Source organism: Streptomyces sp. CB00316 (genome assembly GCF_001905595.1).
GTDB lineage: Bacteria > Actinomycetota > Actinomycetes > Streptomycetales > Streptomycetaceae > Streptomyces.
On the sequence record NZ_LIXI01000001.1, the window covers coordinates 471,972 to 494,458 of the forward strand.

Sequence of the window (22,487 nt, forward strand, 5' to 3'; positions counted from 1 at the left end):
GCGGCTCCGCCCGCCGGATCGTTGATATAGATCGTTGCTGTACACGTACACGTACCGAGGTACGCGGGTGCTGACGTCACGACAGCCTCGTACACACAGGCACGAACATTCCGACGAGGAAGGCACGGCCGCCGCACGTGAGGGACACACGAGAGAGCCGGCTGCTCCTGGTGCTGCTGATCGCCATCGCATTCGCCCTGATCACGGTGGATATCCGAGGCGGCGAGGGGTCACCGGTCGACGGCGCACGGCAGGCCGCGGCCACCGTCTTCGGGCCGATCGAGAACGGCGTCGCGACGGCGGTCGACCCGGTGGGCAACGCCATAGGGGCGGTACGGGACTCCGGCAAGCGACACGACAGGATCTCCGCCCTGGAGCAGGAGAACGCCGCGCTGAAGGCCAGGCTCGGCAGCGACGACCGCACCAACAGCCGCGTCCGCCAGCTCGACGCCATGCTGAAGAACGCGGGCGCCGGACAGTACGGCATCAAGGGCGCCGAGGTCATCGCCATAGGAGCGGCCCAGGGCTTCTCCTGGACGATCACCATCGACGCCGGGTCGAACGACGGCATCCGCCGCGACATGACCGTCCTCAACGGTGAGGGGCTGGTCGGCCGGGTCACCACCGTCGGCCCGAGCACCTCGACGGTCCTGCTCGCCAACGACCCGGACTTCACCGTCGGCACCCGGATGGAGAAGACCGACGAGCTCGGCTTCGCCACCGGCCAGGGCTCGCGCCCGCTCTCGGTCCAGTTCCTCAACGGCAAGGCCAAGGTGAAGGCGGGCGACCGGCTCGTCACCTTCGGCTCCAGCAAGGACAAGCCCTTCGTGCCCGGCGTCCCGGTCGGCGAGGTCGTCCGTGTCGACCCATCGGGCGGTGCGCTGACCCGGACCGTCTACGTGAAGCCGTACGTCGGGTTCACCAAGCTCGACATCGTCGGCGTCGTCGTCCAGGCCCCCCGCTCGGACCCGCGCGACACGGTCCTGCCCAAGCAGCCCGTCAAGACGAAGCCCAAGCCGACCCCCACGGTCACCGTCACCGTGCAGCCCAACGGCGACCTCGTCGACGGCTCGGGCAAGGTCGTCGGCAACATCAACGAGAACGCGGGCGACGGCACGGCAGCCGGCGACCAGCAACCCGACAACGCGGCAAACGACCAGGAGTAGAGCTGATCCCCATGCGCCTGAACCGGACTCTGCTCTCCATCGCCCTGGTCGTCGTCGCCCTCGTCGTCCAGGTATCCGTCCTCGCCCGCCTCCAGCTCCCCGGCGCCGTCCCCGACCTGCTGCTCCTCACCGTCCTCGGACTCGCCTTCGTGTACGGGCCCGTCAGCGGCGCGCTCATCGGCTTCGGCGCCGGCCTCCTCGCGGACCTCGCGCCCCCCGCCGACCACGCCGCCGGGCGCTACGCCCTGGTGCTCTGCGTCATCGGCTACCTCGCGGGCCTCGCCCGGCCGGAGAACGGCCAGCTCAAGTCGGCCTTCGCCCCGATGGCCGTGGTGGTCGCCGCCGCGCTCGGCTCGACCCTGCTCTACGCGGGCGTCGGCGCCCTCGTCGGTGACACGGCCGCCCGCCATGTGGGCCTGGGCAGCCTGCTGTTCACCGCCGCGCTCTACGACCTGCTGCTGGCACCCTTTACCGTGCCGCTGATCATGGCCCTGGCCAGACGCACCGAGAACGACCCGCTCTCCGAGGCGTCCGGCGGCAGCAACGACGTCGCCGCGGGCTGGCTCGCCTCCGGCACCGGGCTGCGCATCGGCAACCAGCGCGGCGGCCTGCGCGCGAAGGCCGCCCGCAACCGGGCCGCCCGCGCGGGACGCATCAAGGGGGTCAAGCGACTGTGAAGCCGTCCATGGTCAAGGACACCGGGGGGCCCGCGTGAGGCTGCGTTTCCCGGGGGACGACCCCCGTACCCCCAGCCGGACCACCACCGGGGGCACCCAGTGAGCAACATTCCCGAGACCGGGCGGACCCAGCGGGTCCAGATCCGGCTCATCGTCATCCAGGTCCTCGTCTTCTCCCTGCTGCTCACTCTCGGCGGCCGCCTCTGGTACCTCCAGATCCGCAACGGCGACGAGTACACCGCCGAAGCCGCCGGCAACGGGGTCCAGCAGGTCGTCCAGCCCGCAGTGCGCGGCTCGATCCTCGACGCGCGCGGCGTCCCGCTCGCCGACAACGAGACCCGCCTCGTCGTCTCCGCCAGCCGCACCGAGCTGCTGAAGATGAAGGACGACGGCGTCGGCGTCCTCACCCGCCTGGCCGACGTCCTGGACATGAAGGCCCAGGACGTCCGGGACAAGGTCCGCCTCTGCGACTCCAAGACCCCCCAGCCCTGCTGGAACGGCTCGCCCTACCAGCCGATCCCGGTCACCGACGAGGCCACCACCCAGCAGGCCCTCCAGATCCGCGAGCGCGCCGAGGACTTCCCCGGCATCACCGCCGAACCCACCGCCGTACGCCGCTACGCCGCACCCGGCAAGGCGAGGACCGCGCAGGTCCTCGGCTATCTGTCGCCCGTCACCGACGAGGAGATCCAGAAGGCGCAGGACGGCCCGTCGCCGTACCTGCGCTCGGACCAGGTCGGCCGGTCGGGACTTGAGCGGACGTACGACAAGGAGCTGCGCGGCAAGGCCGGCGTCACCCGCTACGAGGTCGACAACCTCGGCCGCGTCATGGGCGAGGCGGAGAACGACCCGGCGGTGCCCGGCTCCAACCTCGTCACCAGCCTCGACGCCCGCGTCCAGGCGGTCGCCGAGTACGAGCTCGCCGCAGCGATGAAGAAGGTCCGGGGCGAGACCGACAAGATCACCGGCCGCGCGTACGAGGCCGACTCCGGCGCCGTCGTCGTCATGGAGTCCAAGACCGGGCGCATCGTCTCGATGGCCTCCCAGCCCGACTACGACCCCAACGACTGGGTCGGCGGCATCTCGGGCAAGCAGTACGCCAAGCTCACGAGCAAGAAGTCCAACTACCCGCTGCTCAACCGGGGCATCCAGGGCCAGGCGCCCGCCGGCTCCATCTTCAAGGTGGTCTCCGCGAGCGCCGCCGTCCGCGGCGGCCACGCTTTCGACGACCGCTACAACTGCAGCAGCTCCTACAGCCTCGGCAGCCAGACCTTCGCGAACTTCGAGTCCCAGGGGCACGGCCCCATCACCCTCGGCGACGCGCTCAAGTACTCCTGCAACACCGTCTTCTACCGTCTGGGCCACGAGGAGTGGGTCAAGGACGGCGGCATAAAGCCCAAGAAGGACGCCAAGAACTGGTTCTACCGCACCGCCCGCGACTTCGGGCTCGGCGCCGAGACCGGCATCGACCTGCCGAACGAGGTCAAGGGCCGCATCCCGGACCGCCAGTGGAAGCAGGACTTCTGGAAGGCGAACAAGGACGCCTGGTGCAAGGAGGGCAAGAAGGGCGGCACCTACGTGCAGCAGATCGCGTACGAGAGCTGTCTCGAAGGCAACCAGCTCAAGGCCTACGACAGCATCAACTACGCCATCGGCCAGGGTGACGTCCTCGTCACCCCCATCCAGATGGCCACCGCGTACGCCGCCATCAGCAACGGCGGCACCCTCTACGCCCCCACCGTCGGCAAGGCCGTGATCAGCCCCGACGGCAAGTCGGTCCAGGAGATCAAGCCCAAGTCCACCGGCAAGCTGCCCGTCGACGCCCAGACCATCAAGGACCTCGACAAGGGCCTGCGTTCGGTGGTGGAGCCCGGCGGCACGGCGGCCTGGCGGTTCGGCGGCTGGCCGCAGGACAAGATCCCGATGCGCGCCAAGACCGGTACGGCACAGGTGTACGGCAAGCAGACCACCTCGTGGTTCGCGACCTACACCGACGACTACACGATCGTCATGACGATCTCCCAGGGCGGCACCGGCTCCGGCGCCTCCGGACCCGCCGTCCGCAAGATCTACGACGCGCTCTACGGCCTCGACGCCGAGGGCAACCAGGATGTGAAGAAGGCCCTGCTGCCCAAGCCCCAGAAGGCGCTGCCGAAGGTCCAGCCCGACGGCTCGATCCACGCGCCGAAGATCAAGCCGTACAACCCCGTCCCGACGCAGCCCGAAGGCCAGGAGGCGGACCCGGAGAACCTGGTGCCGCAGCCGGCGGGCCAGCCGGGGCTCACCGGATCACCCGCGGCGACCGGGAGGCGTCCCTGATGGCTGGTGGCTTCTCCGTAGGCCGGTACGGCCCCGAGCGGGGCTCCTGGGCCAAGCTGACCGCCCGCGACTCCCTGACCCGGCGGCTGGACTGGCCGCTGCTGGGAGCCGCGCTCGCGCTCTCCTTCCTCGGCTCGCTGCTCGTCTGGTCGGCGACCCGCAACCGCGACCACCTCACCCAGGGCGACCCGTACTTCTTCCTCTTCCGGCACGCCCTGAACACCGGCATCGGCCTCGCGCTGATGATCGGCACGATCTGGCTCGGCCACCGCACCCTGCGCGGGGCCGTCCCGGTCCTCTACGGCATCTCGGTGCTGCTCGTCGCCGCCGTCCTCACCCCGCTCGGCACCACCGTCAACGGCGCCCACGCGTGGATCAAGCTCCCGGCCGGCTTCTCGATCCAGCCCTCCGAGTTCACGAAGATCACGATCATCCTCGGCATGGCGATGCTGCTCGCCTCCCGCGTCGACGCGGGCGACCAGCCCCACCCCGACCACCGGACCGTGGCCAAGGCGCTGGGCATCGCGGTCGTCCCCATGGCCGTCGTCATGCTGATGCCGGACCTCGGCTCGGTGATGGTGATGGCCGTGATCGTCCTCGGTGTCCTGCTGGCCTCCGGCGCCTCCAACCGCTGGGTCTTCGGCCTGCTCGGCGCGGGGGCCGCCGGAGCCGTGTCGGTCTGGCAGCTCGGGCTGCTCGACGACTACCAGATCGCCCGCTTCGCCGCCTTCGCCAACCCGGCGCTCGACCCGGCCGGCGTCGGCTACAACACCAACCAGGCCCGGATCGCGATCGGCTCCGGCGGCCTCACCGGCACGGGTCTCTTCGAAGGCACCCAGACCACCGGCCAGTTCGTCCCCGAGCAGCAGACCGACTTCGTCTTCACCGTCGCCGGCGAGGAGCTGGGCTTCCTCGGCGCCGGGCTGATCATCATCCTGCTGGGTGTCGTCCTGTGGCGCGCCTGCCGGATCGCCCGCGAGACGACCGAGCTGTACGGCACGATCGTCGCCGCCGGCATCATCGCCTGGTTCGCCTTCCAGTCCTTCGAGAACATCGGCATGACGCTCGGCATCATGCCGGTGGCCGGTCTGCCGCTGCCCTTCGTCTCCTACGGAGGGTCCTCGATGTTCGCCGTCTGGGTCGCGATCGGCCTGCTCCAGTCGATCAGGGTGCAGCGCCCGATGTCCGCCTGAATCCGGCTCACGGGGGTAGGTGTCCCTATATGGCGGACACCAAGCGCGAGATCGAGCGGAAGTACGAAGCCACCGACGCCACCCGGCTGCCCGACCTGAGCCGGGTGGCCGGGGTCGGCCGGGTGGAGAAGCGGGGCGTGACGGAGCTGGACGCCGTCTACTACGACACCGCCGACCTCCGCCTCGCCGCCGACTCCCTCACCCTGCGCCGCAGGACCGGCGGGGCCGACGAGGGCTGGCACCTGAAGTTCCCCGTCGCCACCGGAATCCGGGACGAGCTCCACGAACCGCTCGCCGACACCCTGCCGCCCACCTTCGCCGCGCTCCTCCGCTCCCGCCTCCGCCACACCGGACCGGCCCCCGTCGTCCGCCTGCTCTCCTCCCGTGACGTCCAGCACCTCACGGACCCCGAGGGCGCCCTCCTCGCCGAGGTCAGCGTCGACACCGTCTGCGCCGAACGGCTCGCGGGGGAGGGGACCGGCACCACCGCCACCTGGACCGAGATCGAGGTCGAACTCGCCGACGACGGCGACCCCGCCTTCCTGGACGCGGTCGAGAAGCGGCTCCGCAAGGCCGGTGTGCGCCCCTCGGAGGCGCCGTCGAAGCTGGCCAGGGCGCTGGCGGAGACGGCACCGGCACCGAAGAAGCCGGCGAGGCGGAAGGCACAGGACCCGCAGACCGCGGGCGACCACGTCCTCGCCTACGTACGCAAGCAGATCCGCACGATCGTCGACCTCGACCCCGCCGTCCGCCGCGACCTGCCCGACTCCGTGCACAAGATGCGCGTGGCGACCCGCAGGCTGCGCAGCGCCTTCAAGACCTACCGCAGGGTCCTGGACCGCGAGGTCACCGACCCGGTCGGTGCCGAGCTCAAGTGGCTCGCCGGTGAACTGGGCGTCGACCGCGACCAGGAGGTCCTCGACAAGCGCCTGGGCGACCGCACCGAGGCCCTCCCCGGAACCCTGGTCCTCGGCCCGGTCCGCGGCAGGCTGAAGGTCTGGTCGGCCGCCCGCCGCACCGGATCGCGCCGCAGGATCACCGACGTACTGGACGGCAAGCGGTATCTGGCTCTCCTGGACACCCTGGACGCGCTCAGCGCTGACCCGCCCCTGCGCCCCGCCGCCTCCCGCGCCCCCGGCAAGGAGCTGCCCCGCGCGGTGCTCAAGGACTACAAGAAGCTCGCGCGTCGCATGGAGCACGCCCTGGAGCACCCGCCGGGTCCCGAGCGGGACGCCGCGATGCACGAGGCCCGCAAGGCCGCCAAACGCGCCCGGTACGCGGGCGACGCGGCCAGGCCCGCCCTCGGAAAGCCCGCGAAACGGTTCGCCGAGCGGGTGAAGGCCGTCCAGTCCGTCCTGGGCGACCACCAGGACAGCGTGGTCGCCCGCGACGCCCTGCGCACCCTCGCGATCCAGGCTCACGCGGCCGGCGAGACCACGTTCACCTGGGGACTTCTGTACGGGCACGAGGAGGCGACCGCCGAGGCGCGGGAGCGCGAGCTGCCCGAGGTGTGGGCCCGCGCCTCCGACCACGTACTGAGGGCGGATCTGGAGCACTGAGCCGCGCGGTACGCTGGATGGTCACCCCAGCCGGCTCACGAAGGTTCGCGAGATGTCTGCCGCATCGGTCTTCCCACAGCTCGAAGCTCTGCTCCCGCATGTGCAGAAGCCCATCCAGTACGTCGGCGGTGAGCTGAACTCCACCGTCAAGGACTGGGACAGCTGCGACGTCCGCTGGACCCTGATGTATCCCGACGCCTACGAGGTCGGGCTGCCCAACCAGGGCGTCATGATCCTCTACGAGGTACTGAACGAGCGCGAGGGCGTCCTCGCCGAGCGCACGTACAGCGTCTGGCCCGACCTGGAAGAGCTGATGCGCGAGCACAACGTGCCGCAGTTCACCGTGGACAGCCACCGCCCCGTCGGCGCCTTCGACGTCTTCGGGCTGAGCTTCTCCACCGAGCTCGGTTACACCAACATGCTCACCGCCCTGGACCTGGCGGGCATCCCGCTGGAGTCCAAGGACCGCACGGTGGACCACCCGATCGTCCTCGCGGGCGGCCACGCCGCGTTCAACCCCGAGCCGATCGCGGAGTTCATCGACTGCGCGGTCATCGGCGACGGCGAGCAGGCCGTGCTGGAGATCACCGAGATCATCCGCGCCTGGAAGGCCGAGGGCCGTCCCGGCGGTCGCGACGAGGTGCTCTTCCGGCTCTCGAAGACCGGTGGCGTCTACGTCCCGCGCTTCTACGACGTCGAGTACCTCCCCGACGGCCGCATCGGCCGCGTCGTGCCCAACCGGTCCGGCGTGCCGTGGCGCGTCTCCAAGCACACCGTCATGGACCTCGACGAGTGGCCCTACCCCAAGCAGCCCCTCGTCCCGCTCGCGGAGACCGTGCACGAGCGGATGTCCGTGGAGATCTTCCGCGGCTGCACCCGCGGCTGCCGTTTCTGCCAGGCCGGCATGATCACGCGCCCCGTGCGGGAGCGAAGCATCACCGGCATCGGCGAAATGGTCGAGAAGGGCCTCAAGGCGACCGGCTTCGAAGAGGTCGGCCTGCTTTCCCTCTCCTCCGCGGACCACAGCGAGATCGGCGACATCGCCAAGGGCCTCGCCGACCGCTACACCGACGACAAGGTCGGCCTCTCGCTGCCCTCCACCCGCGTCGACGCGTTCAACGTGGACCTGGCCAACGAGCTGACCCGCAACGGTCGCCGCTCCGGTCTCACCTTCGCCCCCGAGGGCGGCTCCGAGCGGATGCGCAAGGTCATCAACAAGATGGTCTCCGAGGAGGACCTGATCCGGACGGTGGCCACCGCGTACGGCAACGGCTGGCGTCAGGTGAAGCTGTACTTCATGTGCGGCCTGCCCACCGAGACCGACGAGGACGTCCTCCAGATCGGCGACATGGCGGTCAACGTCATCGCCAAGGGCCGCGAGGTCTCCGGCCAGAACGACATCCGCGCCACGGTCTCCATCGGCGGCTTCGTACCCAAGCCGCACACCCCCTTCCAGTGGGCCCCGCAGCTGAGCGCCGCCGACACCGACGCCCGGCTCAAGAAGCTCCGGGACAAGATCCGCGGCGACAAGAAGTACGGCCGCTCCATCGGGTTCCGCTACCACGACGGCAAGCCCGGCATCGTCGAGGGCCTGCTCTCGCGCGGCGACCGGCGCGTCGGCTCCGTCATCCGCGCGGTCTACGAGTCGGGCGGCCGCTTCGACGGTTGGCGCGAGCACTTCAGCTACGACCTCTGGATGGACTGCGCCGGGAAGACGCTGCCCGAGTTCGGGGTCGACGTCGACTGGTACACCACCCGCGAGCGCACCTACGAGGAGGTCCTGCCCTGGGACCACCTCGACTCCGGCCTGGACAAGGACTGGCTCTGGGAGGACTGGCAGGACGCACTCGACGAGACCGAGGTCGAGGACTGCCGCTGGACACCCTGCTTCGACTGCGGTGTCTGCCCGCAGCTCGACCTGGACATCCAGATCGGCCCGACGGGCAAGAAGCTGCTCCCGCTGAGCGTGGTGAACAAGTAGCGCGTCCCTGACGCTCCGCAGGCCCGGTCCGGCAACCCCGGACCGGGCCTGCGCGTCCTTGAGGGCATGGACGACAGCAAGCGCCAGGCCGTGGACCGGTACGAGCCCGACACCGCCCTGACCAGGCTGATCAGGATCCCCGTGCGCATCGTGGTGCTGCTTCTGGTCCTGCCCGTCCGCATGGTCTGGGATCTCCTGGCCGCCGGCTGCCACGCCTTCGACCGGACCGTGCTGCCCCCGGTCCGGCGGGCCCTCGGCGCCTCGGCCGATGCGCTGGGGCGGGGCCTGGAGTGGATGTTCGGTGGCATCGGCTGGGCCGCGGGGTGGCTGATCGGGACCTTGGTGCTGATTCCGCTGAGGTGGTCGTACACCTCGGTCCTCACTCCGCTCGGCCGTGGCCTGCGGTGGCTCGGCGTCGCCGTGCTGGTTCCGGCGGCCCTCGGTCTCCGGACCGGGCTGGCCCGGCTGTTCGCCGCGCTGCTGGTGGTCCCCGCGATGGGCCTGTGGCGCCACGTCCTCGTCCCGGCCGCGCGGTATGGCGTGGTCGTACCGCTGGTGTGGCTGTACGGGACCGTCCTCACCCCGGTCGGCCTGGGCACGGCGTGGGTGCTGGGCAAGATGTGGCAGGCGATGGCCTGGTGGCTCGGACTGGTGTGGCAGGGACTCGCGGCCACCGGGCGCGGGCTCGGGATCGCGGTCGCCTGGCTGGTCATGACGCTGCTCGTCGCCCCCGCCTCCTGGCTCCACCGCCGCGTCCTCGCCCCGGTCGGCCGGGAGATCGCGGAGGCCGCCGAGGTCGCCTGGCGGATCGCCGGGTACCTCTCCCGGGCGGTGGGCCGGGGGATGGCCTGGCTCTTCGGGCACCTGATCGGCGTACCGGCGGCCTGGGCCTACCGCACGGTGTGCACCCCGGTCGGCCACTTCGTCCGGGACGTCCTCTGGACCCCGGCCCGACGCGCCACCGCCGAGGCCGGCCGCGTCGCCCGCGGAGCCCTCGCCACCGCGCGGGAAACCGTGCGGCAGGCCCGCCGCGACGCCTGGCGCGCACTGGTCGGCGGAACGGGCGGGACACGGTCCGGGGAACCGCTGGGGGTGCCTGCGCGTACTCTGGGTAGTACAACGACTGTCCCCAGCGCGGCGCAGGCGTCCGAGACCTCCCTGCTGGGCGAGAAACTCGTCAAGCAGGGGTGAGCCGGAGCGGCACCCCGGGGACCCCCCCCGTATTTCGTGGGCGGCGCTCCACAGCGCCCGCCCCGCACCGAGGAGAAGAACCACTGGGCAAGCGACAGCCCGAAGGCCCGCCGCCCGCACCGGCAGTGCAGCGCATCCGTTTGCGCTACACCAAGCGCGGCCGCCTCCGGTTCACCAGTCACCGCGACTTCCAGCGGGCCTTCGAGCGGGCACTGCGCCGCTCCGAGGTGCCGATGGCGTACTCGGCGGGCTTCACCCCGCACCCCAAGGTCTCCTACGCCAATGCCGCCCCCACCGGCACGGGCAGCGAGGCCGAGTTCCTGGAGATCGCCCTCACCGAGGCACGCGACCCCGACCTCCTGCGCGAGCTGCTCGACAGCTCCCTGCCGGACGGTCTGGACATCACCGACGCGGTGGAGGCCCGCACCTCCGGCCTCGCCGAGCGGCTGACCGCCTCCGTCTGGGAGATGCGCCTCGACGGCGTGGACTCCGACGAGGCCCGCAGAGCCGTCGACGCGTTCAACGCCGCCGGGAGTGTCGAGGTCCAGCGCAAGGCGAAGAACGGCATCCGGACCTTCGACGCCCGCGCCGCCGTCGCCGACCTGCAGGCCCTGGATCCCCCGGCTGATAGGCCGGGGGACAAGCCCTGTGCGATACTGCGGCTGGTTGTTCGGCACGTGACGCCTGCCGTGCGACCCGACGACGTCCTGTCCGGTCTCCGCGCTGTGGCCGACCTGGCGCCGCCCGTCCCCGCCGCGGTGACGAGGCTGGCGCAGGGGCTCTTCGACGAGGAGTCCGGCACGGTGACCGACCCGCTCGCGCCCGACCGCGAGGCCGCCCCGACCGCACATCCCGCGGTCACAGCAGCCGTCGCGACGGCGCCGGAAGGTGCAGGTTCCGCGTAAGGCGGTCGTTGTAGCGCAGCCCTCCGACTCGGGAGCCACCTGGGTCGGGCCGCGCACTGACCCATAAGACTTTCGCCAGGCCGTCCGCAACACCGCGGACGGAACCGGCGAGCCAGACATCAGCTCCCGTGCGGCGCCCGCGCCCCGGACGGCCCTGCCGCACCACTGCGGACCGTGGCCGGACCGGAATCAGACGCGGCGCCCGGGAGCACGACGGGAGAACCGCCCGCATGCCTCAGCCGAACGAACCCGCCACCAACGGGAACAACGAAGAGAACACCCCTGGGGACAAGCTGCCGCCGCGCCGCAGGCGCCGCGCCGCTTCCCGCCCGGCAGGCCCGCCCGGCGCCGCCGTGACGCCCGCCGCCGAGGAGGCCGCACCGGCCGCCGCCGTGGAATCCCCGGTCACCGCGCCCGAGGAGACGGCCCCCGAGACCGCGCCCCCCGCCCGTACGCGCCGACGCGCCGTGCGCAAGGCGACCGCACCCGCGGGCGCTCCGGAGACCGCCGAGGCGGTCGCCGAGGTCGTCGAGACCCCCGCTCCGGTGGCCGAGGCCGAGAGCCAGGCCGCCGAGCCCGCCGAGGAGGCCCCGGCGCCGCGTACCCGCCGCCGCGCGGTCCGCAAGGCGACGGCTCCGGCCGGTGCCCCGCAGGCCGCCGAGGTCGTCGAGGTCGTCGAGACCCCGGCCGAGCCGCTCGCGGAGGAGACGGAGGAGGACGAGGAGCCGGTGGCCGAGGCCGTCGAGCCCGAGGCCGCCCCCGAGCCCCCCGCCCCGCGCCGCCGCCGCGCCTCCCGCAAGGCCACCGCGCCCGCCGGTGCCCCGCAGGTCGCCGAGGCCGCTGTCGTGGTCGAGCCGGTCGCGCCCGCCGCCCCCGTGGCCGAGCCGGCCGCCGTGCCCGTCGAGCCCGCCGCCGAGGCCGTGCGTGGCCGCACCCGCCGCCGTGCCTCCGCCCCGGCCGGCACCCCGCAGGCCGCCACCACGGCCGCCGTGGAGGAGCCCGCAGCCGAGCCTTCCGCACCCGCCGAGCCCGCCGAGGAGACCCCGGCGCCGCGCGGCCGCCGTCGCGCCTCCCGCAAGGCCACTTCTCCCGCCGGAGCCCCGCAGGTCACCGAGGCGGCCGAGCCGGTCGCTTCCGCCGAGGAGGCCGTCGAGGCCGCCGAGAGCCTGCCCGCCGCCGTGGCCGAGGAGCTCGCCGCCGAGGTGGAGGAGGTCGAGGAGGCCGCCCCGCGCGGACGCCAGCGCCGCCGGGCCACCGCCGCCGCGGGCCGCCCCGAGTTCACCACGAAGGCCGAGGAGCCGACCCGCAGGGGCCGCCGCGCCACGCGCCCCGCCGTCGCCGTGTTCCAGGCCCCGGTCTTCGCCGAGCCGATGTTCCAGACCCCCGAGACGGCCGCCGCCGCAGCCGCGGCCGGTTCCTCCTCCCCGTACGACGAGGTCGACGAGGCGGAGGAGCAGCGGACCCCGGAGGCCGAGCAGGCCCCCGCACCCGCCGAGGCCGCGCCGCAGGGCGGCTCGCGTCGCCGTCGCCGCCGCCGTGGTGAGACCGCCGAGGCCGAGCAGACCGCCGCGCCCGCCGCCCCGGTGGAGGCGCCCGCCGAGCAGTCCGAGGAGGCCCCCGAGGCCGAGACGGACGAGCACGAGGGCGAGGACACCGACGAGTACGGCGACCGCCCCTCGCGCCGCCGTCGTCGCGGTGGCCGTCGCCGCCGCCGTGGCGAGGCCACCGACACGGACGAGGCCGAGCAGTACGCCGACGAGGCGCCCGCCCCGTCCCGCGCCGAGGACACCCGCGCCGAGGACGAGCAGGCCCAGAGCCAGGAGGCGGACGAGGAGGAAGACGACAACGACTTGGCGGCCTCCGGTTCGACCAGCAGCCGGCGTCGCCGCCGTCGCCGTCGCCGCAGCGGTGAGGGCGGGGTCGAGGCCGACAACGGCACGGACGACCCGGAGCGTACGGTCGTCAAGGTCCGCGAGCCCCGCAAGAAGGAGGAGCGCGAGCCGGGCACCGGGTTCGACGAGGTCCAGTCCATCAAGGGCTCGACCCGCATGGAGGCGAAGAAGCAGCGCCGCCGCGAGGGCCGCGAGCAGGGCCGCCGCCGCGTCCCGATCATCACCGAGGCGGAGTTCCTCGCGCGCCGCGAGGCCGTCGAGCGCGTGATGGTCGTCCGCCAGAGCGGCGAGCGCACCCAGATCGGCGTCCTCGAGGACGACGTGCTCGTCGAGCACTACGTCAACAAGGAGCAGGCCACCAGCTACGTCGGCAACGTCTACCTGGGCAAGGTGCAGAACGTCCTGCCCTCCATGGAGGCCGCGTTCGTCGACATCGGCAAGGGCCGCAACGCCGTCCTGTACGCCGGTGAGGTCAACTTCGAGGCGCTCGGCATGGCCCACGGGCCGCGCCGCATCGAGACCGCGCTCAAGTCCGGCCAGTCGGTCCTGGTCCAGGTGACCAAGGACCCGATCGGCCACAAGGGCGCCCGCCTCACCAGCCAGGTCTCGCTGCCCGGCCGCTACCTCGTCTACGTGCCCGAGGGCTCGATGACCGGGATCAGCCGCAAGCTGCCCGACACCGAGCGCTCCCGTCTCAAGACGATCCTCAAGAAGATCGTCCCCGAGGACGCGGGCGTCATCGTGCGCACCGCCGCCGAGGGCGCGAGCGAGGACGAGCTGCGCCGTGACGTCGAGCGGCTCCAGGGACAGTGGGAGGAGATCCAGAAGAAGGCGAAGGGCATCAGCGGCTCCAACGCGCCGACGCTGCTCTACGGCGAGCCGGACATGACCGTCCGGGTCGTCCGCGACATCTTCAACGAGGACTTCTCCAAGGTCATCGTCAGTGGTGACGACGCGTGGGAGACCATCCACGGTTACGTCTCGCACGTGGCGCCCGACCTCACCGAGCGGCTCTCCCGCTGGACGTCCGAGGTCGACGTCTTCGCGACGTACCGCATCGACGAGCAGCTGATGAAGGCGCTGGACCGCAAGGTCTACCTGCCCAGCGGCGGTTCGCTGGTGATCGACAAGACCGAGGCGATGGTCGTCGTCGACGTCAACACCGGCAAGTTCACCGGCCAGGGCGGCAACCTGGAGGAGACCGTCACCAGGAACAACCTGGAGGCGGCCGAGGAGATCGTGCGCCAGCTGCGGCTGCGCGACCTCGGCGGCATCGTCGTCGTCGACTTCATCGACATGGTGCTGGAGTCCAACCGGGACCTCGTCCTGCGGCGCCTGCTGGAGTGCCTGGGCCGCGACCGCACCAAGCACCAGGTCGCCGAGGTCACCTCGCTCGGCCTGGTCCAGATGACCCGCAAGCGGGTGGGCCAGGGTCTGCTGGAGTCCTTCTCCGAGACCTGTGTCCACTGCAACGGGCGCGGTGTGATCGTCCACATGGAGCAGCCGACGTCCGTCGGTGGCGGCGGCGGTTCCAAGAAGTCCAAGAAGCGCCGCGGCGGCGCGGGCCAGGACCACGAGCACGGTCACGAGCAGGACCACGGCCACGACGACCACGCGGCCGAGCCCCTGGAGACCGAGTCCGAGGCCGAGCTGGCCGCCGAGGTCGCCGCCCCGGTGTCCCTGGCGGACCTGGAGCCGGCCGGCGACGAGGAGTTCTACAGCAGCCCCGCAGAGGCCGAGGCGGCCGCAGGGCGCGGCCGTGGCCGCCGTCGTGCGTCCCGCAAGGCGTCGGCCCCGGCCGGTGCCCCGAGGACCGAGGCACCCGCTCCCGCCATCGAGGAGGAGGCGGTCGCCGAGCAGGTCGCCGAGCCGGTCCTCGACACGCCCGAGCCGGCGAAGGCTCCGGAATCCCCGGTCGCCCAGGAGGCTCCCGAGGTGGCCGAGGCCGCGCCCCAGGGCCGTACGCGGCGTCGCGCCACCCGTAAGGCCACCGCCCCGGCGGGTTCGCCGAAGCAGGCCGAGCCCGCCACGGACCCGGTCGCCGTGGAGGACCCGGTCGTCGAGGCACCCGCCGAGGCCCCGGCCCCCGTCCAGGAGCAGGCCCCCGTGGCCGAGGCTCCCCAGGAGGCCGCACCGCCGCGGGCCCGTCGCCGGGTGACCCGTAAGGTCACCGCTCCGGCGGGTTCGCCCACGGGCGCCCAGGAGGCGGCGGTCCTCGTCGTCGAGTCGGCGCCCGAGCCGAAGGCCCCGGAGGCCGAGGCCGCCGAGGCCCCCGCGTCCGGTGAGCCGGATGAGGCGCCCGTGGCGAAGAAGACGGCCCGCAAGGCCGCCGCCAAGAAGGCTCCGGCGAAGAAGGCGGTGGCCAAGAAGACGGCCGTTAAGAAGACCGCCGCGAAGAAGACGACGGCGAAGACGGCCGCGAAGAGGACGACGAAGAAGACCGTCGCCGCCGAGCAGTCGTCGCCTTCCGTGACCGCTTCGGCGCCGTCCTCCGACGGTGAGGCGTCAGCCGGCTGACGATTCCCGGCAATCGGTTGTTCATTGTCCGTGGCCCGTCCCGTTACTTTCGGGGCGGGCCACGGGCTTTGTTCCAGAACTGATGCAGAGGCGGTTAACGTTTCCGAAATCAGTTGTGAAATCCCTGATAATGTGTTGGCGGCTGTTGGACTGTCAGAGTTCTTCGCAGAAACTACAATTGGTGACCGGTTCGGGAGACTCGCGGACCGGGTCGGATTCCCCGGCAGGGCGTCGGCATCGTGCCGGTGGTGTTTCGCGCGGCCTCGCAAGACGTGCCGCACCCCAGAATTCTGCCCGGTAACGAGCTCTTGCGGTGTTCAAGGAGGACGTCCATGACGAGCATCAACGAGCAGCCGATTCCCGCTGCCCGTCCGGTCATCGGGGAAGACGAGATCGAGGCCGCCGTACGCGTACTGCGCAGCGGCCGGGTAGTGCAGGGGCCCGAGGTCGCGGCGTTCGAGGAGGGCTTCTCGCGCCTGGTCGACGGGCGGCACTGCATCGCCGTCAACTCGGGTACATCGGCCCTCCAGCTGCTGATCCTGGCCCTGGGGATCGGCCCCGGCGACGAGGTGATCGTCCCCTCGTTCTCCTTCGCCGCCTCCGCCAACGCGGTCCGGCTGACAGGCGCCGACGTGGTCTTCGCCGACATCGAGCCGGGCGGCTTCGGTCTCGACCCGGCGGCCGTCGAAGCCGCGATCACGCCGCGCACCGCCGCGATCATGCCGGTCCACCTCTACGGTCACCCGGCGGCGATGGACCGGATCGTGCCGATCGCCGAGAGGCACCAGATCGCCGTGGTCGAGGACGCCTGCCAGGCCCACGCGGCGGCGCTGAACGGCACCCCGGTCGGCGCGTTCGGCGCGGGCGGCACCTTCAGCTTCTACCCGACCAAGAACATGCACTCCCTCGAAGGCGGCATGGTCACCACGGCCGACGCCGAACTGGCCCGTACGCTGCGCCTCCTGCGCAACCAGGGCATGGAGCAGCGGTACGCCAACGAGATCGTCGGCGCCAACATGCGGATGACCGACGTCTCCGCCGCCATCGGCCGTGTCCAGCTCGCCAAGGTCGAGGGCTGGACCGAGCAGCGCCGCGCCAACGCCGCGTACTTCGACGCCGGCATCACCGCCCCGGCCGTCACCACGCCGCCGGTGGCCGAGGGCGCCCGGCACGTCTACCACCAGTACACCGTGCGGATCCGGGGCGACCGGGACGCCGCGATGGCCAGGCTCACCGAGGCGGGCGTCGGCAACGCGGTCTACTACCCGACGCCGATCCACCGCCTCAAGCCCTACTGGGAGCCGGACCAGAAGGCGGGCCGCACCTGGGAGCTGCCGGAGACCGAGAAGGCCGCGGCCGAGGTCGTCTCGCTGCCCGTGCACCCCTCGCTCACCCGGAACGACCTGGAGCGCATCGTGACCGCCGTGAACTCCCTGGGGGAGAATCTGTGACCGCCGTACTGAAGGCCGGGCTCATCGGCCTCGGCTCCATGGGCCGCAACCACGCCCGGATCCTCGCCGGTCTGGAGGGTGTCGAGCTGGCCGGTGTCGTCGAGCCGGCGGGCGACAGGAACGGCTGGGCGCAGGGCGCCCCCGTCCTGTCCACCGTCGACGAGCTCCTCGCCCGCGGTGTCGACTACGCCGTCGTGGCCTGCCCCACCGGCCTGCACGAGAAGGTCGGCCTCCAGCTCGCCGACGCCGGTGTCTGCGCCCTGATCGAGAAGCCGCTGGCGGACACCGTCGAGGGCGCCCGCCGGCTCGTCGAGGCGTTCGAGTCCCGCGACCTGGTCGCGGCCGTCGGCCACATCGAGCGCTGCAACCCGGCCCTGCTCTCGCTCCGCGCCCGACTGGAGGCCGGTGAGCTGGGCGACGTCTACCAGGTCGTCACCCGCCGCCAGGGCCCCTTCCCGCACCGGATCGCCGACGTCGGCGTGGTCAAGGACCTCGCCACGCACGACATCGACCTGACGGGCTGGGTCACCGGCCAGGCGTACACCTCGATCGCCGCGCACACCGTCTCCAAGTCGGGCCGCCCGCACGAGGACATGGTCTCCGCCGTCGGCCAGCTCTCCGACGGAACGATGGCCAACCACCTGGTCAACTGGCTGAGCCCGCTCAAGGAGCGGTTCACCTCGGTCACCGGGGAGCGCGGCTGCTTCATCGCCGACACCCTCACCGCCGACCTCACCTTCCACTCCAACGCGGCGGTCGCCACGGAGTGGGAGGCGTTGCGCGCCTTCCGCGGGGTATCCGAGGGCGACATGATCCGCTACGCCATCCCCAAGCGCGAGCCGCTCCTAGTCGAGCACGAGCTCTTCCGCGACGCTGTGCAGGGAAAGCCTGCCGACGTCTGCACCCTGAGGCAGGGGCTCCTCACCGTCGAGGTGGCCGAAGCCGTACTGGAGTCCGCCTCCACCCGCACCACCGTCACTCTCACGGCTCCGGACCGGACGGAACATGGCACCTGACATTCCTGATCCCACAGACATCACCGCGATCCCCCGCAGGGGTTCACGCGGTCGTATCGTCATGCTCGTCGACAACAGCGTGCACGGCGACTCCCGCGTACAGAAGCAGGCGAGCTCGGCGGCAGAGGCCGGCTGGGACGTCATCCTGCTGGGCAAGTTCTCCGGCAAGGAGGAGGAGACGGCCTGGCAGCTCGGTGACGCCGAGGTCCGCCTCCTCGGGGTCAAGGCCAAGATGTCGACCCGTCCCCAGGACCTGCGCGGTGCTCCGATCCGCCGGCCCCTGGCCTACCCCTCCGATCGCGTGGCCGAGTTCCGTACGCAGCAGGTCAAGGCCTGGCGGGCGGACCTCCGGGTCCGCGGCGCCGCGCTGCGAACGGGCGAGGACCGGTCGGCGCTCGGGTCCGCGGGCGGCCAGGTGTGGCTGGCGGCCCGCAGGGGCGCGGCCAAGGCCACCAGCCGCTGGGTGAAGCTGCGCTCGCGGCACACCAGGAAGCTGCGCAGCATCCGCAGGACCCGTTCCGCGGCCCTCGACAAGGCGACCACCGCCTTCTGGCTGAAGACCATGGGGGACCGCGCGTGGCGGCGGCTCGACCCCAGCGTCTGGGACTTCGAACTGAGTTACGGGCCCGTCATCGACGCGTTGGAACCGGACATCATCCACGCCAACGACTTCCGGATGCTGGGCGTCGGCTCCCGTGCGAAGCTCCGTGCCCGCGCGGCCGGCCGGCAGGCCTCCCTGGTCTGGGACGCCCACGAGTACCTGCCCGGAGTGCGCTCCTGGGTGAACCAGCGGAAGCTGCCGGCGATGGTGGCGTACGAGCGGGAGCACGCCAAGTACGCCGACGCGGTGGTGACCGTCTCCGGCGGCCTGGCCGATCTCCTGCGGGAGACCCACGGCCTGTCCGAGCGCCCGGACGTGGTGCTCAACGCGCCGGAGGCGGCCGAGGCCTCACGCTTCACCGACCTGCCGGTACCGGATCTGCGCGCCCTGTGCGGCATCGGCCCGGATGTCCCCCTGCTCGTCTACAGCGGTCTCGCCGCCCGCCAGCGCGGCCTGGACATCATGGTGGACGGGCTCCCCGAGCTGCCCGGGGTCCATGTCGCGTTCGTGGCGAGCCACCCAGAGCTGCCGTACATCCGTGCCCTGATGAACCGGGCCGAGGGGCTCGGCGTCCAGGACCGGGTGCACGCCATGCCCTACGTGCCGCACTGGCAGGTGGTCTCGTTCCTGTCCACCGCCGATGTCGGAGTCATCCCGATCCACCACTGGCCGAACCACGAGATCGCCCTGATCACCAAGTTCTTCGAGTACTCGCACGCCAGGCTGCCGCTGGTGGTCAGCGATGTGAAGACCATGGCCGAGATGACCCGCCAGACCGGTCAGGGCGAGGTCTTCGAGGCCGAGAACGTCACCGACTACGTCCGGGCCGTCCGGGCCGTGCTCGACGCGCCCAAGCGCTACACCGCCGCCTACGAGGTCGAGGGCAGGCTGGACGGATGGACCTGGGAGGCCCAGGCCGAGGTGCTCGACGGGGTCTACACCCGGCTGATGCGAGGTGCGGGCAGATGACCGGAGTTCCTGACGTCAGCGTCGTCGTCGCCGTCTACAACACCATGCCGTACCTCACCGAATGCCTGAACTCCCTCGTGGGGCAGAGCATCGGCGAGGAGCGCCTGGAAATCATCGCGGTGGACGACGGATCGACCGACGACAGCGGCCGTGAACTGGACCGTTTCGCGGAGAAGTACCCGGACGTCTTCACCGTGGTCCACCAGCCCAATTCGGGCGGGCCCGCGGCCCCGAGCAACCGCGCCCTGGAGCTGGCCACCGGCCGGTTCGTCTACTTCATGGGGTCGGACGACCACCTCGGTGAAGAGGCGCTGGAGCGCATGGTCGCCTGTGCCGACGCCAACGGGTCCGACGTGGTCGTCGGCAAGATGGTCGGCACCAACGGGCGCTATGTCCACCAGAAGCTGTACTCGGGCAACCAGCCCGACGTCAGCCTCTACGACTCGGCGCTGCCCTTCACCCTCGCCAACACCAAGCTCTTCCGCCGCGAGCTGGTGGAGAAGCACGGACTGCGCTTCCCCGAGGACCTGCCCGTCGGCAGCGACCAGCCGTTCACCATCGAGGCGTGTGTCCGGGCCCGCAGGATCTCCGTCCTCGCCGACTACACGTACTACTACGCGGTCAAGCGCGGCGACGCGAGCAACATCACCTACCGGGCGGACCACCTGGCCCGGCTCCGGTGCACGGCGCGCATCATGGACCACACCGCCGGACTCATCCCGGCCGGGCCGCGTCGCGACGCCGTTCTCAAGCGGCACTTCGAGTGGGAGCTGTCCAAGCTCATGCTCGACGACTTCCCCGCGCTTCCCCTCGAAACGCGGCAGGAGATCTGCGCGGGGCTGGCCGCCCTGCAGGACACCTACTTCACCGACGCCCTGCACGACGCGACCGGCGTGAAGAGACGGGTCCGCCTCGGCCTCGCCCGGCGCGGCGCCGTGGCGGAGCTCACCCGCGCCATCGCGGACGAGGCGGAGCACGGAGCTCCGCCCTTCCTGCTGGAAGGGGACCGCGCCTTCGCGCCCTACCCGGGTTTCCGGGACGCCGGGATCGGTCTCGACGACCGGTGGTACGAGGTACGCGAGACGGTCTCCGGCAGACTCGCCTCCGGTACGAAGCTGGAGTCGGCCGCCTGGGAGCAGGACGGGGAGGATCTCGTCCTCGCCCTGAAGCTGCGCATCGGCGTCACCGGTGACACGTCCTCGGCCGTCGTCGCCCTCGCTCAGGGCGCCCTGCCGAAGAGCGCCGACAAGCCCGGCGCCCGTAAGCTGCCCAAGGACGCCGAGCGCCCGAAGGCGGTCGGCGAGTTCACACGGGAGCCCGCCGATGACGGCACCGGCACCCTGCTGGGCGCCCGCATCCCGGTCGATCGGATCCGTGCCAAGCGGGGCGTACGGGTCTACGTCGACGTCGCGGGCACCACGTACGAGATCCCGGTCCGCACCGACGGCCTGCCGATGCCGCTGGCGCGCCGGTGGGGGAGGACCACCCCCTACCGGGTCTCGGCGAATCCGAACGCGAAGGGGCGGCTCGTGATCACGACGGCCCTGCTGTGGGAACCGAAGCTGGACCTGGGCACACGGCTGCGCCGAACGCTGTCCGGGGTGAAGAGGAAGCTGTCCCGGCTGAAGAGGAAAGTGTCCCGATGAACATCTGTGTAGTCGCGCTCGGCAAGATCGGGCTTCCGCTGGCCGTGCAGTTCGCCGCCAAGGGCCACCGGGTCATCGGCGCGGACGTCAACGAGAAGGTCGTCGAGCTGGTCAACGCGGCCACCGAGCCGTTCCCCGGCGAGCACGACCTCGGCGTCAAGCTCAAGGAGACGGTGGGCGCCGGCCTGCTCTCCGCGACGACGGACACCACGGCCGCGGTCGCCGCGTCCGACGCCGTCGTGGTCGTCGTCCCGCTCTTCGTGGACGCCGAGGGCACCCCGGACTTCGGCTGGATGGACGCCGCCACCAAGGCCATCGCGGCGGGCCTGAAGCCCGGCACCCTGGTCAGCTACGAGACCACCCTGCCCGTCGGCACCACCCGTACGCGCTGGGCGCCGATGCTGGCCGAGGGCTCCGGCCTCACCCCGGGCGAGGACTTCCACCTGGTCTTCTCCCCGGAGCGGGTGCTGACCGGGCGGGTCTTCGCCGACCTGCGCCGCTATCCCAAGCTCGTCGGCGGCATCGACGAGAGGTCCGCGGTGGCGGGCGTGGCCTTCTACGAGGCCGTGCTCGACTTCGACGAGCGCGAGGACCTGCCCCGCCCCAACGGTGTCTGGGACCTCGGCACGGCGGAGGCCTCCGAGCTGGCGAAGCTCGCCGAGACCACCTACCGGGACGTCAACATCGGCCTGGCCAACCAGTTCGCGCGCTTCGCCGACCGGAACGACATCGACGTCAAGAAGGTCATCGAGGCCTGCAACAGCCAGCCCTACAGCCACATCCACCAGCCCGGCATCGCCGTCGGCGGCCACTGCATCCCGATCTACCCCCGGATGTACCTGTGGAAAGACCCCGACGCCACCGTCGTCCGCGCGGCCCGCGAGGCGAACGCCGCGATGCCCGAGTACGCCGTCGACCTGCTGGCCGCCGCCTACGGCGACCTGGACGGCGTCGGGGTCCTGGTGCTGGGCGCCGCCTACCGCGGAGGTGTCAAGGAGACCGCGTTCTCCGGCGTCTTCGGTGTCGTCGAGGCCCTCAAGGCGCGCGGCGCGGTGCCGTTCGTCTCCGACCCGCTGTACACCCCTCAGGAGCTGACCGCGCTCGGTCTCGTCCCGCACGACAGCCACCAGGCCGTCACCGCGGCGATCCTCCAGGCCGACCACGCCGAGTACCGCGAGCTCGCCGCCGCGGACCTGCCGGACGTCCGCGTCCTGGTCGACGGCCGCCGCACGACGGACCCGGCGAAGTGGGCCGGCGTACGACGCGTGGTGATCGGTGGCTGACCCTCCGTAGACGACGGGGGGCAGGAGTGAAGGCCTGTCGTGCTAGCGTTTTGACGTGTCTAACACCCCTGCTCCCCACCATGTGATTTACCTGGCGATCGGGTTTCCCCCCGCTGCGAAG

14 protein-coding genes are annotated in these 22,487 nt (G+C 71.7%); all 14 read left to right on the forward strand.

The features are described from left to right. Positions 1-137: 137 nt before the first annotated feature. The 14 genes from mreC (at position 138) to AMK21_RS02100 (ending at position 22,366) form a co-directional block, all read left to right on the forward strand. Positions 138-1,166, forward strand: a complete 1,029-nt coding sequence (gene mreC / locus AMK21_RS02035; RefSeq protein WP_073873528.1) for a rod shape-determining protein MreC — start codon at positions 138-140, stop codon at positions 1,164-1,166. Positions 1,167-1,177: 11 nt separating this feature from the next. Further along, positions 1,178-1,843 (forward strand): rod shape-determining protein MreD, encoded by a 666-nt coding sequence (gene mreD / locus AMK21_RS02040; RefSeq protein ID WP_073873530.1) that lies wholly within the window; start codon positions 1,178-1,180, stop codon positions 1,841-1,843. A 99-nt stretch (positions 1,844-1,942) separates the two neighbouring features. Next, on the forward strand, positions 1,943-4,162 hold the full coding sequence (gene mrdA, locus AMK21_RS02045) for a penicillin-binding protein 2 (RefSeq protein WP_073873532.1): 2,220 nt from the start codon (positions 1,943-1,945) through the stop codon (positions 4,160-4,162). Then, positions 4,162-5,355 (forward strand): rod shape-determining protein RodA, encoded by a 1,194-nt coding sequence (rodA, locus tag AMK21_RS02050; protein WP_073873534.1) that lies wholly within the window; start codon positions 4,162-4,164, stop codon positions 5,353-5,355. The genes mrdA and rodA overlap by 1 nt, the downstream gene beginning before the upstream one ends. A gap of 29 nt (positions 5,356-5,384) precedes the next feature. Continuing rightward, positions 5,385-6,914, forward strand: a complete 1,530-nt coding sequence (locus tag AMK21_RS02055) for a CYTH and CHAD domain-containing protein (RefSeq protein WP_073873536.1) — start codon at positions 5,385-5,387, stop codon at positions 6,912-6,914. 52 nt (positions 6,915-6,966) lie between these two features. Continuing rightward, the gene (locus AMK21_RS02060; protein WP_073873538.1) at positions 6,967-8,895 is read left to right on the forward strand and encodes a TIGR03960 family B12-binding radical SAM protein; all 1,929 of its coding nucleotides are present in this window, start codon (positions 6,967-6,969) and stop codon (positions 8,893-8,895) included. Positions 8,896-8,961: 66 nt separating this feature from the next. Further along, a complete protein-coding gene (locus tag AMK21_RS02065) occupies positions 8,962-10,086 on the forward strand; it encodes a hypothetical protein (RefSeq protein ID WP_073873540.1) in 1,125 nt (374 codons plus the stop codon). A 125-nt stretch (positions 10,087-10,211) separates the two neighbouring features. After that, positions 10,212-10,991 carry a TIGR03936 family radical SAM-associated protein gene (locus AMK21_RS02070; RefSeq protein ID WP_073873542.1) on the forward strand — a complete coding sequence of 260 codons (780 nt, stop codon included), beginning with the start codon at positions 10,212-10,214 and terminating at the stop codon, positions 10,989-10,991. A 230-nt stretch (positions 10,992-11,221) separates the two neighbouring features. Next, positions 11,222-15,400, forward strand: coding sequence for a ribonuclease E/G (locus AMK21_RS02075; RefSeq protein ID WP_073873544.1), 4,179 nt, complete (start codon positions 11,222-11,224; stop codon positions 15,398-15,400). A gap of 332 nt (positions 15,401-15,732) precedes the next feature. Continuing rightward, complete coding sequence (locus AMK21_RS02080; protein ID WP_073873546.1) at positions 15,733-16,851, forward strand: DegT/DnrJ/EryC1/StrS family aminotransferase; 1,119 nt, start codon at positions 15,733-15,735, stop codon at positions 16,849-16,851. Beyond that, positions 16,848-17,867, forward strand: coding sequence for a Gfo/Idh/MocA family protein (locus AMK21_RS02085; RefSeq protein ID WP_107429848.1), 1,020 nt, complete (start codon positions 16,848-16,850; stop codon positions 17,865-17,867). The genes AMK21_RS02080 and AMK21_RS02085 overlap by 4 nt, the downstream gene beginning before the upstream one ends. Further along, positions 17,857-19,437 carry a glycosyltransferase gene (locus tag AMK21_RS02090; RefSeq protein ID WP_073873548.1) on the forward strand — a complete coding sequence of 527 codons (1,581 nt, stop codon included), beginning with the start codon at positions 17,857-17,859 and terminating at the stop codon, positions 19,435-19,437. The genes AMK21_RS02085 and AMK21_RS02090 overlap by 11 nt, the downstream gene beginning before the upstream one ends. Further along, entirely contained in the window at positions 19,434-21,083 is a 1,650-nt protein-coding gene (locus AMK21_RS02095; RefSeq protein ID WP_073873550.1) for a glycosyltransferase family 2 protein, read from the forward strand. The genes AMK21_RS02090 and AMK21_RS02095 overlap by 4 nt, the downstream gene beginning before the upstream one ends. Beyond that, the gene (locus AMK21_RS02100; protein WP_073873552.1) at positions 21,080-22,366 is read left to right on the forward strand and encodes a nucleotide sugar dehydrogenase; all 1,287 of its coding nucleotides are present in this window, start codon (positions 21,080-21,082) and stop codon (positions 22,364-22,366) included. Before AMK21_RS02095 ends, AMK21_RS02100 begins: the two co-directional genes overlap by 4 nt. The last annotated feature ends 121 nt before the right edge of the window (positions 22,367-22,487 follow it).

Coding starts and splice junctions, on each gene's coding strand:
- mreD (WP_073873530.1), top strand. CDS start 1,178: ATGCGCCTGAACCGGACTCTGCTCTCCATCGCCCTGGTCGTCGTCGCC.
- rodA (WP_073873534.1), top strand. CDS start 4,162: ATGGCTGGTGGCTTCTCCGTAGGCCGGTACGGCCCCGAGCGGGGCTCC.
- AMK21_RS02055 (WP_073873536.1), top strand. CDS start 5,385: ATGGCGGACACCAAGCGCGAGATCGAGCGGAAGTACGAAGCCACCGAC.
- AMK21_RS02060 (WP_073873538.1), top strand. CDS start 6,967: ATGTCTGCCGCATCGGTCTTCCCACAGCTCGAAGCTCTGCTCCCGCAT.
- AMK21_RS02065 (WP_073873540.1), top strand. CDS start 8,962: ATGGACGACAGCAAGCGCCAGGCCGTGGACCGGTACGAGCCCGACACC.
- AMK21_RS02075 (WP_073873544.1), top strand. CDS start 11,222: ATGCCTCAGCCGAACGAACCCGCCACCAACGGGAACAACGAAGAGAAC.
- AMK21_RS02080 (WP_073873546.1), top strand. CDS start 15,733: ATGACGAGCATCAACGAGCAGCCGATTCCCGCTGCCCGTCCGGTCATC.
- AMK21_RS02090 (WP_073873548.1), top strand. CDS start 17,857: ATGGCACCTGACATTCCTGATCCCACAGACATCACCGCGATCCCCCGC.
- AMK21_RS02095 (WP_073873550.1), top strand. CDS start 19,434: ATGACCGGAGTTCCTGACGTCAGCGTCGTCGTCGCCGTCTACAACACC.
- AMK21_RS02100 (WP_073873552.1), top strand. CDS start 21,080: ATGAACATCTGTGTAGTCGCGCTCGGCAAGATCGGGCTTCCGCTGGCC.